General features: G+C 32.9%; 11 protein-coding genes. 3 read left to right on the top strand and 8 right to left on the bottom strand.

Annotated features, from left to right (window positions below):
- Positions 1-1,035, top strand: coding sequence for a glutaminase A (gene glsA, locus ACYSNX_RS02305; protein WP_461753071.1), 1,035 nt, complete (start codon positions 1-3; stop codon positions 1,033-1,035).
- A gap of 81 nt (positions 1,036-1,116) precedes the next feature.
- Here the strand turns inward: glsA and ACYSNX_RS02300 are convergent, their stop codons facing one another.
- The 8 genes from ACYSNX_RS02300 to ACYSNX_RS02265 form a co-directional block, all read right to left on the bottom strand.
- The gene (locus ACYSNX_RS02300; protein WP_461753070.1) at positions 1,117-2,289 is read right to left on the bottom strand and encodes a calcium:cation antiporter; all 1,173 of its coding nucleotides are present in this window, start codon (positions 2,287-2,289) and stop codon (positions 1,117-1,119) included.
- Positions 2,290-2,470: 181 nt separating this feature from the next.
- Entirely contained in the window at positions 2,471-2,890 is a 420-nt protein-coding gene (locus ACYSNX_RS02295) for a nucleoside-diphosphate kinase (RefSeq protein ID WP_461753069.1), read from the bottom strand.
- Positions 2,891-2,972: 82 nt separating this feature from the next.
- A complete protein-coding gene (gene pncB / locus ACYSNX_RS02290; RefSeq protein WP_461753068.1) occupies positions 2,973-4,169 on the bottom strand; it encodes a nicotinate phosphoribosyltransferase in 1,197 nt (398 codons plus the stop codon).
- Between the two features lie 158 nt (positions 4,170-4,327).
- On the bottom strand, positions 4,328-6,157 hold the full coding sequence (locus ACYSNX_RS02285; protein WP_461753067.1) for an ABC transporter ATP-binding protein: 1,830 nt from the start codon (positions 6,155-6,157) through the stop codon (positions 4,328-4,330).
- A 64-nt stretch (positions 6,158-6,221) separates the two neighbouring features.
- The gene (locus ACYSNX_RS02280; RefSeq protein ID WP_461753066.1) at positions 6,222-7,949 is read right to left on the bottom strand and encodes a phospho-sugar mutase; all 1,728 of its coding nucleotides are present in this window, start codon (positions 7,947-7,949) and stop codon (positions 6,222-6,224) included.
- A gap of 2 nt (positions 7,950-7,951) precedes the next feature.
- The gene (locus ACYSNX_RS02275) at positions 7,952-8,917 is read right to left on the bottom strand and encodes a glycosyltransferase family 2 protein (protein WP_461753065.1); all 966 of its coding nucleotides are present in this window, start codon (positions 8,915-8,917) and stop codon (positions 7,952-7,954) included.
- Between the two features lie 27 nt (positions 8,918-8,944).
- Positions 8,945-9,607: a DUF4199 domain-containing protein gene (locus ACYSNX_RS02270; protein WP_461753064.1), complete on the bottom strand. Its 663-nt coding sequence runs from the start codon at positions 9,605-9,607 to the stop codon at positions 8,945-8,947.
- Between the two features lie 240 nt (positions 9,608-9,847).
- On the bottom strand, positions 9,848-11,137 hold the full coding sequence (locus ACYSNX_RS02265) for a S28 family serine protease (RefSeq protein WP_461753063.1): 1,290 nt from the start codon (positions 11,135-11,137) through the stop codon (positions 9,848-9,850).
- Positions 11,138-11,546: 409 nt separating this feature from the next.
- Between ACYSNX_RS02265 and ACYSNX_RS02260 the strand changes: the two genes are divergently transcribed.
- Together ACYSNX_RS02260 and ACYSNX_RS02255 are read left to right on the top strand one after the other, a co-directional pair.
- The gene (locus tag ACYSNX_RS02260) at positions 11,547-11,798 is read left to right on the top strand and encodes a type B 50S ribosomal protein L31 (protein WP_155035842.1); all 252 of its coding nucleotides are present in this window, start codon (positions 11,547-11,549) and stop codon (positions 11,796-11,798) included.
- Positions 11,799-11,924: 126 nt separating this feature from the next.
- Positions 11,925-13,127, top strand: a complete 1,203-nt coding sequence (locus ACYSNX_RS02255; RefSeq protein WP_461753062.1) for a GlmU family protein — start codon at positions 11,925-11,927, stop codon at positions 13,125-13,127.
- Positions 13,128-13,138 lie beyond the last annotated feature (11 nt).

Raw genomic sequence — 13,138 nt, 5'->3', positions numbered from 1 at the left:
ATGATTAAAAGAACATTTGGGCAGTTAGCTTTAGCTCTTTTTGCCTTACATAGCATGTCTATTTTTGCTACTACTAATGAAGTAATTGTTGAAACAAAGAAAAATAGAGATCCTGTTTTAAATACAAAAGTAGCTCAGGCTATTTTAGATAAAAATAGAGATTTCGCTGAGCAAGGTGCTGTAGCAGATTATATTCCAGAGCTTGCAAAAATGCGTAAGAATGCTATTGCTTTGAGTGTAGTTAAGCCAAATGGAGAAATTGTTAGTGTTGGAGATGTAAATCAAAAATTTACTATTCAAAGTGTATCTAAGATTATTTCTTTATTTATTGCTGTTCAAGAATTAGGAGAAGAAGCGGTTTTTAGTAAGGTAGGTTATTATGGAACTAATATGCCTTTTAATTATTCAGCTAATTTAGATTTTAATGGAAAGCCATTAAATCCAATGATGAACGCAGGAGCTATTTTAACCACCTCGTTGATCCCTGGAGATAAAGATGTAGCTTACCAAAAGATTTTGGAGATGATTCGCTTTATTACCAACAATCCTAGTATTGATATTAATCAAGCGGTTTATCTATCAGAGAAAGAAACAGGGCATAGAAATAGAGCAATGTTCTATATGATGGTTAACAGCGGATTTATCGACTATTCTCAAGAAAATGAAGATAAGTTAGATAATTACTTTAAGCAGTGTTCTATTGAAATCACAGCTGAGGACTTGGCTAAAATGGGATATTTTTTTGCTAATGACTGTGTACGTTACGATGGAAATACAAAATACCAAAGTACAGATATGGCAAGATTAATTCAATCGGTTATGTTCACTGGTGGTATGTATGAGTTTAGTGGAGAGTATGCTAGAAAAGTTGGTTTACCTAGTAAATCTGGTGTAGGAGGTGGTATCTTAGTTAGTGCTAACAAAGGATATGGTTTAGGTGTATTTAGCCCTAGTTTAGATAAACAAGGTAACTCTATTGCAGGTTATCATATGATTAAAGACATTGCAGACTTATTGGATTTAAATATATTCTAATAAGAAAAGAATAATGCTAAAATAATAAAAGCCTCAAAGTTAACTTTGAGGCTTTTATTATTTTTTATTCATCCCAGTTTTTTACGGAGCTATGGTAGTAAATAAATAGGTTGCAAATAAGACTAATAGTACAATTCCCTGTTGAATATTTGTTCTACCTGATGAAATAGAAAGATAAACAGTGGCAATACTTGTTAATAGTAGTACAGTTGATTTAGCGTCTATTCCTAAAGCAACAGTTAATCCTGTAAAGTAAGAAACAATTGCTACTGCAGGAATAGTAAGTCCGATGGAAGCTAGAGCAGAACCAATAGCTAGGTTTAAGCTGGTTTGTAATCTATCTTGTCTAGCTGCTTTATAGGCAGCCAAGCCTTCTGGAAGTAAAATAACCGTTGCAATGATAATACCAACCAAAGATTTAGGTGCTCCAGCTTGAGCAACTGCACTTTCAATGGTAGGGGATAATAACTTAGATAATAATACAACAGCTGCCAAAGCTACAAGTAGCATAACAAAGGCTACAATGGTAGTAGGAATATTCACAGTTGTATGATCTATGTTATCCTCTGAATCCTGATCCACGTTATTCTCTACATCTTGATCCATAGTCTGCTTAGTAGCTTTAGTTTTGCTATTTGGCGTTTTTAGGTCTTCTTCTAACACAAAGTAATTACGGTGACGAATGGTTTGTACCGATAAAAACCCTCCATAAAGAATTAAAGAAACAATGGCTACAAAGAATAATTGATTACTTGTATAACTATTACCCAACTGACTAGTAGTGTGATTTGGTAGTATTAAAGTTAAGGTTGCAATAGCTAGTAGGGTAATTAATCCAGTACTAATACCTTGTTTTATAAAGTTTTGTTCTTTAAAGCGATATCCACCACTTAGAAAGCAGATTCCGATTATTCCCGTAAGAATAATCATTATTGCGGCAAATACAGTATCTCTTGCTAAGAAAGAAGGTTCTGAGTTACCTTCACTTAGCATTATAGAGACAATTAAAGAAACTTCAATTACCGTTATTGCCAAGGCAAGGATAATAGTTCCATAAGGTTCTCCAACGCGATGTGCAACAGTTTCAGCATGGCTAACCGATGCTAGTACTGATCCAATTAGAAAAGCTCCTAAAAGCAAATCAGTATATAAATTATTAGGTAGAGAGCCTTGTACAAATAAAAGTAGTACGGATACTAAAGGGATAAGAATAGACCAAATAGGTACTTTTATTGATTTTAATGCTTCTTTCATGAGCTTTATATCGAATTTATTTATTTTGTGTGAAAATAATATTTTTTTCGATAAAAAAAGCATATAAAAGTAATAATATAGAATTATTTATATTAATTGTTAAAATAGCACCATAATTAAAATAAAATGGCCATTTTTATATGTAAAAATGGCCATTGATATGAAAAAGAAGGGTTTCTTCTTAGAATTGTTCTCTTCCTGCGAAATGGAAAGCTGATTCAATAGCAGCGTTTTCGTCGCTATCTGATCCGTGAACTGCATTTTCTCCAATAGATTTAGCATATTTCTTACGGATAGTTCCCTCTGCCGCGTCCGCTGGATTTGTAGCTCCAATTAATGTTCTGAAGTCTTCCACTGCGTTATCTTTTTCTAAGATAGCTGCAACGATTGGACCTCTAGACATAAATTCAACTAATTCACCGTAAAAAGGTCTTTCACTGTGTACTTCGTAGAATTTTTGAGCATCTCTAACTGTTAATTGAGTTAACTTCATAGAAACAATTTTAAATCCTGCCTCTGTAATCATGTTGATGATACCACCGATGTCACCTGCCTCAACAGCATCCGGCTTAATCATTGTAAAAGTTCTGTTAGTTGCCATTATATTGTATTTAAATTTTACACAAAAGTAAACTATTAAAGCTTAATTTTCCAATTTGTTAATAAAAAAAAAGCTGCTTTCTTTATTTTATAAGCGGAATATCTAATAAGCGTTGTGCTAGTTCGATCATTTCTGGTGTACCAGTATGCTTTTTAGGCTCATCCGATAGTTTTACCACATCTGTCCAATTACCCTTTTCAGGTAATGCTTGTGACATTTTTATCACAATATTCATTGCAGGTAAACCTACATCATTAGTGAAATCAGTCCCAATTCCAAAGGACATTCCAATTTTACCTCTACAAAAATGGGTGATATGTTGTACTTTTTCAGGATTCAAACCATCGCTAAAAATAATTGTTTTAGAACGTGGGTCAATATTTAAACTCTTATAGTGATTAATGGTCATTTGAGCGAATTCAATTGGATCCCCACTATCATGTCTAACACCATCGAATAGTTTAGCAAATTTTTTATCAAAGTGTTCAAAGAAGACTTCACTTGTGTAAGTATCTGTTAAGGCTATACCTAAATCTCCTCTATAGGTATCCACCCAATGTTCTAAGCCCATAGAGTTGGCCATTTTGAAACCGTATTTGGCTGCATGAAACATAAACCATTCATGGGCATGGGTTCCGATTGGTTTAATATTATAGATCATTGCCAGGTGTACGTTACTTGTTCCAATAAAGCAAGAAGCACCGTATTTTTTAAGGGTTTCTACTACAATGCTATGTACTTTGTAAGAGTATCTTCTTCTTGTACCAAATTCAGCTATGGTAATACCTAGTTTTTTATAGTTTTCAATCTTGTTTTTGGTAGTTTCTATAATTTGCTGCTCTACCATAGGTTGAGCTCCCGTTAGTATGTAATACAACTCGCAAATCAGAGACATTAAGGGTACTTCCCATAAGATAGATCGATACCAGTAACCTTGGATATTTACCGTTAACTGGTCTTTATCTTGGCTTATTTCTACCTCATTAGGATTGTAACTATATCCTTCTAAAAAGTCTAAGTAAGTTGGGTCTAAATAAGGGCAAGTTTTTGCTAAAAAGTCTTTCTCAGCCTTAGTTAAACGTAAATCTGCCATCTTATTTACCTGATCCTGCAAGGCCTTTGCAAATCCATCGGGATATTTATGGTCTCCTCTGTTGATAAATACGTAAGATGCCTTTGCGTAGGGAAATTGTTTAATGGCAGCGTGTTGCATCGTAAATTTATAAAAATCGTTATCTAAAATAGAAGTGATTATGGGGTGTTGTATATTACTTTGCATAAATGTTAATTTTAAAAGTATAGGATATCTTTAGTCCAATAAGTTAAAGCTGAGTGGATTTAGCTAAAGATACTAAAAAGGTTAAATTTTTTGCTGTGTTTTTTATAGAGGTAATAAAAAAATCCAGATAGGCATAAGTAATGCATCTGGATTTAATATTATTCTAAGGATTGTAGGGTTACTAATTTGGAATAAGCTCCATTTTTAAGTAATAGTTGCTCGTGAGATCCTTGTTCGATTATCTTACCTTTTTGCATTACTACAATTAAATCTGCGTTTTGAATAGTAGATAAACGGTGAGCAATTACAATAGAAGTTCGATTTTTCATCATATTCTCCAAAGCTTGTTGAACGATTTGTTCGCTTTCTGTATCAAGTGCTGAGGTAGCCTCGTCTAAAATCATTATAGGAGGGTTCTTTAAAACTGCTCTAGCTATAGATAGACGTTGTTTTTGTCCACCAGAAAGTTTATTACCTGAATCTCCAATATTGGTATCTAAGCCCTGAGGTAAATCTTTCACAAACTCATAGGCATTAGCAATTTTTAAAGCATTGATAATTTCCTGATCACTAGCATTTGGGTTACCTAATTTTAGGTTGTTTTTAATGGAGTCATTAAATAAAATACTGTCTTGGCTAACTAGACCAATAAGATCTCTTAAATCATCTAATTTGATATCTCTAATATCCACATTGTCGATAAGTATCTTACCTTTATTGATATCCCAGAATCTTGTAAGAAGGTTGGATATAGTACTTTTTCCACTTCCACTCTGTCCTACTAAAGCTATCGTTTTTCCCTTTGGAACCTCTAAGTTAAAGTCTTTAAGTACTTCTTCTGTATCATATTTAAAGCCAACGTGCTCTAAGGTGATAGCTGTGGTAAAGTCTTTTTTATCAATAGCGTTCTCTTTACTTGTTATACTATTTTCTTGTTCTAATATATCTAAGACTCTTTCTGCTGCTGCATATCCTCTTTTTAAACTATAAGAGGCTTTACTCATGGCTTTTGCAGGAGTTAAGATATTATAGGCCATACCGATATACGCAATAAAGGAAGCTCCTGATAAGCTATGTTCAGTTAAAACCATATGTCCCCCAAAAACTAATAAAACAGCAATAGTTACAATACCTAAAAACTCACTTAAAGGAGAGGAAAGGTTTTGACGATTTAAAATTTTATTGTTTAGCTCATAAAAACTTTGGGTAGATTCTTGGAAGCGAGCATTAAAATTAGCTTCTGAATTAAAACTTTTTATAATGCGCATACCCTGTAAAGACTCTTCAATCAAAGAAAGAAAATAACCTTGTTCCTGGGATGCTTTTTGAGAACTTTTCTTTAGGGACTTACCAACCTTAGAGATTATTACCCCTGCAATAGGAATGAAAATAAATACAAACAAAGTAAGTTTAACACTTATTCCAAACATCGCAATAATGGTAAATACAATGGTTAGAGGTTCTCTAACAATAACTTCTAAAATTGATAAGAAGGAATGTTGTATCTCAAGAACATCGGCTGTAATTCTAGAAATTACATCTCCTTTTCTTTTCTCAGAAAAGAAAGATAGAGGTAGTTCTAACGATTTTTTGTACATGGCATTACGCAAATCCTTTAAAACACCGTTACGTAAGAAAGTACCAAAATACATTCCCCAATAATTGAAAAGGTTCTTTAGTAAAAACAAGGTAATAATAACCCCTGCCATTACCATTAAAGTCTTTTCTGCACCATGTGCTTGAGAGAAAGAATTAATAAAGTAAGACATATAGTCTTCTAAGTAATTCTTTAAACTACCGATACCTTGATAAACTGGTTTTTGTGCTATAGGTTTGGCTTCATCAAATAATACTGTCATCATTGGGATCAAAGCCACAAAAGACAAAGCACTAAATAGGGCATATAGTATATTAAAAAATACGTTTAAATAGGCGTATTTTTTATAAGGAAAGGCATACCGAATAATTTTTTTAAAGTATTCGTTCATAGGTAAAATATATGGTTTTTAGTAAAATCAAAGTAGACTAGTATTTATACTAGTCTACTTTATATTAGTTTAGATTCATTTCTTGGATGATACTTTGAATTTTATCCTCTAACTGCTGCTCTACTTCTTTTATTTGTGATAAATCATCTACTGGATGGTTTACGCTAAAATAGAATTTAATTTTAGGTTCAGTACCACTTGGACGTGCAGCAATCTTACTTCCGTCTTCTAGGTAATAAATTAATACATTCGAACTTGGAACTTGGATTTCTTCCACTTCGTTTGTAATTAAGTTAAGGGCTTTTTGGGTTTTGTAATCCTCTACGCAAACCACTCTTTGTCCAATAATATGAGAAAGAGGATTTTGTCTTAAATCAGACATAATTTGGTTGATTTGAGCAGCTCCATCCATTCCTTTTTTAACCAAAGAGATAAGGTGCTCTTTGTAATAACTATGGTCAATGTATAGATTTAAAAGTTCTGTGTAAAAAGAACTTTTTCCAGCTTTTGCTAATGCAGCAATTTCACATACTAAAAGGGCAGAAGCAACAGCATCTTTATCTCTTACTTGATCGCCAATCATATAACCGAAGCTTTCTTCTCCACCTCCGATGAATTTTTGATTCGGACAATCATTGATGAATTTAGCAATCCATTTGAATCCAGTTAATCCAACTTTACACTCTACACCATAACTTTGAGCTAAATCTAACATCATTGGTGTAGATACAATTGTAGAGCCAATGAATTCATTACCTTTAAAACCTTGGCTTCTCTTGTATTGTTCTAATAAGAAAGCAGTCATAACTACCATGGCTTGGTTACCATTTAAAAGAGTCATTTTTCCTTCTAAATCACGTACTGCAATTCCAATTCTATCTGAGTCAGGATCCGTACCAATAACAATATCAGCACCAACTTTTTCAGCTAGTTCCATCGCCATTTCTAGAGCTTCTGGCTCCTCAGGGTTAGGGGATTTTACTGTAGGGAAGTCTCCATTAGGCTCCTCTTGCTCTTTTACAATGAAGACATTTTTATAACCAGCCTTTTCTAAAGTTTGAGGGATTAACTTAATAGAAGTTCCATGTAAAGGAGTAAAAACAATTTTCAGATTATCTTTAGCCCAAGCTGGAGTATTAAAGCTCGCATGCTCTATAGTAGAATTAATAAAGGCTTGGTCTAAATCCTTACCTACATAAGTAATTAGGTCATCTTGACCTTTAAAGTTAATATCTTGGTAGTTTAAGCTATTAATAATATCAATTACTGCTTGGTCATTTGGAGGAACAATTTGGCCCCCATCTTGCCAATATACTTTATAACCGTTGTATTCCGGTGGATTATGTGAAGCAGTTAAAACAATACCTGCTTGACAGTTGTAATATTTTACTGCAAAGGAAAGCTCAGGAGTAGGACGCATATCTTCAAATAAGTATACTTTGATACCATTTGCAGTAAATACATCTGCTACCACTTTAGCTAATTCTTTACTATTATGTCTACAGTCATAGTTAATTGCAACACTAGATTGTTTGTTTGGAAAACACTCTTTAATGTATTGAGATAATCCTTGGGTATTTTTTCCTAAAGTGTATTTGTTGATTCGGTTTGTACCAATTCCCATTACACCACGCATACCTCCAGTTCCAAACTCTAAGTTTTTATAAAAACTATCCTTCAGTAAATCGCTGTCCTCTTGGATCATTCTCTCTACTTCTTGTTTAGTTTCTGTATCAAAAGGATCTTGTAACCACTGGTTAGCTATTTGTAAAATATCTTGTTCTGTTTGCATAATTATATTTTTTTAAAACCGACTTTTTGGGCGATTTTGTATCTCTTATTTTTTGTATTTGTCTTTAGTATTATTTCCCCTATAAAGCCTGCTAAAAACAATTGGCTACCTATGATCATTGTAGTTAAAGCAATGTAAAACCACGGATCTCTAGTGACCAATATAGAGGGCAGATCATAGTAAATTTTGTATAGTTTGCTACCTCCTATAAATAAGGAAGCGCAGAACCCTATACAAAGCATTAATAGGCCAAGAGCACCAAAGAAGTGCATTGGACGTTTACCAAATTTAGTTAAAAACCAAATGGTGATTAAATCTAAAAATCCATTTATAAATCGATTCATCCCAAATTTAGTAACTCCGTATTTTCTGGCTTGGTGGATTACTACCTTTTCTCCAATTTTAGAAAACCCTTCGTTTTTGGCTAAAACTGGTATGTATCGGTGCATCTCTCCTGAAACCTCTATGTTTTTCACCACCTCTAGACGATAAGCTTTTAGTCCGCAATTAAAATCATTAAGCTGTACTCCTGAAGTTTTTCTTGCAGCCCAATTAAATAGTTTGGAGGGGATGTTTTTAGCCCATAGAGAATCGTATCTTTTCTTTTTCCAACCAGAGACTAAATCAAAATTTTGCTTTGTGATCATTTTATATAGGCTTGGAATTTCCTCTGGACTGTCTTGTAAGTCTGCATCCATGGTAATAACCACTTGTCCTAGGGCTCTTTTAAAACCTGCATGTAAAGCCTGAGACTTACCAAAGTTTCTGGCAAAACGGATTGCTTTACAAGCTGGATTTTGTGCGATTAAACCTTGGATAATATCCCATGAATCATCTGAACTACCATCATCAATAAAAATAATTTCATAACTAAAATTATTTTCCTGCATAACTTTAGAGATCCATTGGTGTAATTCGGGTAAAGATTCTGCCTCGTTTAATAAAGGTATAACAATAGAAAGATTCATGAAAAAAGCTTTAGTTGAGTCGAATGATTATTTCTTCGACGGTTGTTCTTTATTTTTCTTAGGCTGTTTTTTAGACACAGAAGATTGATTGTCCTCGGATAAATCTTTCGCTTGTAGGTCGTTAGTGTGCTTACCTGTGCTATCTTGTGTTGATTTTTCTACAGGTGTAAATTCTGATTTATTTCTAAAAATAGCCGCTAATAAGAAACCTAGGATACAGTATTTTAATATACTTCCAGCCCATGCAAATACTTGGGTTTGGAAGGTAAAAGGATTGCTTTCTTCGGCTTGTTTTATTTTAGCTAACCTATCAGCTTCAGGCATACCAAGGGCATTGATTTTGTCAATAGCCATTTGGTAAAGGGTGTCTCTAAGGGGCTCTTGTGCATTTGGATTAACAAAGTTAAATAAGATATAGTATACTACCATATTAACCGTTACACCTATTAATACATAAAGGAGGTAAGGAGTAAAGGCTTCTTTAAAAGTAATATAGCCTCCTATTTGTTTCTTAGCCATTAATATACAACCTATAGCTAGAGCTATAGTTACAAAAATATTCAAAAACCCTAAAGGGATGTTTGTGAATAAATTTTGGTCAGTAAAAAAAACTATACAATCAAAAAGGGTATAGTAGGCAGCTAGAATTAAACCAAATTTAATTCCAATTTTATTAATTGGGTCTTTCATTATTTGCTAGTAAGTAAACTTTAAAAAAACAAATATACTAAAATAACCCTTTACCTTAATTGCGAATTGTGATATATATAGGTTTTGTAGTAGACAAACCAGCTTAGCTTTCTAGCTTAGAAGCATGCTTTTACTTAGCAAGCTATTGATTTTTATAAGGCAAAAAAAAAGCAAGTACTTCATCATATAAGATAAAGTACTTGCTTTAAAACCAGTAAGGGATAAACTACTAAGTGAAAGTTAATCCAAGATTGGTTTTAATTGAGTGAATTTTTCAAATGTGTCGAAAAAATCTTGTTGCATTTGCGGATTCATATTACCAACTCTAGCCTTATAATGATCAGCATCTTCTACCATATAAGCCTTAGAGTTAACTTTGTCACTTGGAATTACTCTTGTAGCACTCCAAGTATCAATATCTCCATAAACATATAGGATTCCATTAGCATCATTATCCAGCCAATTTTGAACCTTAATTATAAGGCTATTGTCAAAACTATCCGTTGATGTACCTTCTGGCATGTGAATAGCAGATGGATTTTCTTTGAAAGAAACGTATTTTTTAAATGGAGTAATGTCGTATCCATAATATCCCATTTGACTTCCTGCTTGATAGTAGTGTGAAGCAAATTTTTTAATCATTGCATCACTAAAAAAGTCAATATTACTGATTTTTAGAAAATCATCTGTTAATTGGTCAATATTTTTGATGTTAGGTAAAGTAGCGCAATCATTTCCTCCTTGCCAAAAAGCAAAGTCATATTCTAATACAGCTAAATCATAAGCAGTATCTAAACCACCAATATAATCGAATTTTAATCGTGCTCCTTTAGCATACCAACGCAATTTTTCTATAATCTGTTTTTTATTCTCAAATAAAGCTGTTTGTACTTTTTGAATAGCATCGCGACATTTCTTTGAACCAACTGTATCTAAAAAAGTATAGATTCTTTGGTCTTCTAGAGATTTATTAAATGGAGCAACATAAGGTACTGCTACATCTACATCCTCTGGGTAGAAATATTTGTAAAAGATAGTAGTTTGACCTCCTTTACTAATTCCTGTTGAAATCCATTTACCTTTGTATAATTCTCTAAATAATTGATTTACTTGGTGAAGGTCAGCTGTGGCTTGTTCTAAAGTTAAGTATTCATAAGGAGTATCTTTAGGGGTAGAATCTCCAAAATAGCGATGTTCTACACTAAGGTAGTTAGTTTGAAAATACTTAGGCAATTCAGTTTGTCCATGTGACAAAGTATAACCATTAGTTTCCATTACTGTTGGACGATCAAATCCTCTATGTATATAATATACACTTTGATCAAAGTAACCTTTTGACTCATCATTATGATCGATTGGTTGTCTGACTTTAAGCTTGTACTTTAAAACAGAGTCATCATCAGAATCTAGCTGTGTAAAGGTTACATTCTTTAGATTGTATAAAGCCTTTTCTACTTGTTTTTGGTCGGGATGTGCCCAGATAGCAACAAAAAATAGTAAAAATAGGAAGGTGATAATGTTTTTTTTCATTTGAATTGGTTTGTTTAGGTCAGTTATATGTTATGTGAAATTTTATTTAAAATAAAATATGTGTCAAATATGATAAAACTTTTATTACAAACAAAGACGTGTATGTAAACATTTTATTTGTATATATATGTTTTTTAGTAATTAAAATGTAATAGCGGTAGGGGGCTAGAAGAAATAAAGGTGTAATTGGTTTATAGAATCCTAGACTTGGGTTTGGATATAAATTTGTTTTTGTAACAAAAAAAACAAATAAAAGTCCATTAGTTATTTGTTATTTCAATTTTAGTTGTAAATTTGCGGTCTGAAAAGTAAATAAATGTAACAAAAAAGTTATTGGACGTTTACACCTTTCTTGAAAAACAGAAAGCTTCGGGACGAAAAGTAACTCATAATTTAAAACAGATTTATCATGAAAAAAGGTATTCACCCAGAAAATTACAGATTAGTAGCGTTTAAAGATATGTCAAATGATGACGTATTCATCACAAAATCAACAGTAGATACAAAAGAAACTATCGAAGTTGATGGTGTAGAGTACCCAGTGTTTAAAATGGAGATTTCTCGTACATCTCACCCATTCTATACAGGTAAATCTAAACTTATCGATACTGCAGGACGTATTGATAAATTCAAAACTAAATATGCTAAATTCAAAAAATAATTTGAATTTTAAATTATACGAAAGAGCTTCTAATTTTATTAGAGGCTCTTTTTTTTTGTCATATAGGCGGTACTTGTTACAACTTTAGTTAACTTTGATAAAATGTTATACTAAAGAACAAGTGCTATGAATTATATATTATTTGATGGGGATTTAAGGGATAATTTTTTACCTTTTACCTCTACTCGTCCAGTTGCAGATATGCGAATTGGTATATTAACTATTCGCGAAAAATGGGAGAAATACTTAGGTTACACAACTACTACTTTGACCCAAGAGTATTTGTCTTTAAAATACCCTATGGTGGAGCTTGAAAACAATGTAATGATCAACTCTTGTTTTCTTCCTACCCAAGGCTTAGTAGATAAGATTAAAGCTCTTCAAGTGAATCAAGCTATCGTTTATAATGACGATATTATTGCCTTTTTCACCCAAGATAATCAAGAGGAGGTAGATTTTGATTCTTATCAAATTATTCCCTATTATGGAGCATTGGAAAAACTGGAAAATAAATGGGATATTTTTCAGAAAAACCATTTAGCTATAGAGCAAGATTTCGCTTTACTAACCGAAGGTGAAATTTCAGAACCTATTTCCAAAACAGTTAATATTATTGGTCCTAGAGAAAATGTTTTCTTAGAGCAAGGAGCAATAGTAGAGTGTGTTACTTTGAATACAACACAAGGACCTATATACATTGGTAGGGATGCTGTGATTATGGAAGGATCTTTAATTAGAGGGCCTTTTGCACTTTGTCAGAGAGCCCAAGTAAAGATGGGAGCTAAAATATATGGTGCAACCACTATTGGACCGGAGTCTCGTGTAGGCGGAGAAGTTAGCAATAGTGTCATCTTCGGTTACTCTAACAAAGGACATGATGGATTTTTAGGTAATGCAGTACTTGGGGAGTGGTGTAATATCGGTGCCGACTCTAATAACTCCAACTTAAAGAATAACTATGCTAATGTGAAGGTATGGAATATGGCACAGCAAAAGTATGAAGATACTAAGTTACAATTTTGTGGATTGTTAATGGGAGACCATAGTAAATGTGGAATCAATACTATGTTCAATACTGGAAGTGTAGTTGGGGTTAGTTGTAGTATTTATGGAGGAGGATTTCCTAAAACTTTTTTAAACAACTTCACATGGGGTGGTGTTGATCAAGAGGAGTTATATGACTTTAAGAAAGCAGTGCAAACCATGAAGGTGGTGATGCAAAGAAGAAATGTAGAATTAACTCAACTTGACATAGATATCTTGGAATATATTTATGAGCAAACTAATTTAGAGCGCTATGAATTGTCTTTAAAGCAATCTGAATTATAACAATATAGAAT

This window comes from Myroides sp. LJL115 (genome assembly GCF_054871665.1).
This window is presented reverse-complemented; position numbering and strand designations above follow the sequence as displayed.

What these genes read in the sequence shown, in the direction of transcription:
- glsA (WP_461753071.1), top strand. Translation starts at nt 1, where the DNA reads ATGATTAAAAGAACATTTGGGCAGTTAGCTTTAGCTCTTTTTGCCTTA.
- ACYSNX_RS02300 (WP_461753070.1), bottom strand. Translation starts at nt 2,289, where the DNA reads ATGAAAGAAGCATTAAAATCAATAAAAGTACCTATTTGGTCTATTCTT.
- ACYSNX_RS02295 (WP_461753069.1), bottom strand. Translation starts at nt 2,890, where the DNA reads ATGGCAACTAACAGAACTTTTACAATGATTAAGCCGGATGCTGTTGAG.
- pncB (WP_461753068.1), bottom strand. Translation starts at nt 4,169, where the DNA reads ATGCAAAGTAATATACAACACCCCATAATCACTTCTATTTTAGATAAC.
- ACYSNX_RS02285 (WP_461753067.1), bottom strand. Translation starts at nt 6,157, where the DNA reads ATGAACGAATACTTTAAAAAAATTATTCGGTATGCCTTTCCTTATAAA.
- ACYSNX_RS02280 (WP_461753066.1), bottom strand. Translation starts at nt 7,949, where the DNA reads ATGCAAACAGAACAAGATATTTTACAAATAGCTAACCAGTGGTTACAA.
- ACYSNX_RS02275 (WP_461753065.1), bottom strand. Translation starts at nt 8,917, where the DNA reads ATGAATCTTTCTATTGTTATACCTTTATTAAACGAGGCAGAATCTTTA.
- ACYSNX_RS02270 (WP_461753064.1), bottom strand. Translation starts at nt 9,607, where the DNA reads ATGAAAGACCCAATTAATAAAATTGGAATTAAATTTGGTTTAATTCTA.
- ACYSNX_RS02265 (WP_461753063.1), bottom strand. Translation starts at nt 11,137, where the DNA reads ATGAAAAAAAACATTATCACCTTCCTATTTTTACTATTTTTTGTTGCT.
- ACYSNX_RS02260 (WP_155035842.1), top strand. Translation starts at nt 11,547, where the DNA reads ATGAAAAAAGGTATTCACCCAGAAAATTACAGATTAGTAGCGTTTAAA.
- ACYSNX_RS02255 (WP_461753062.1), top strand. Translation starts at nt 11,925, where the DNA reads ATGAATTATATATTATTTGATGGGGATTTAAGGGATAATTTTTTACCT.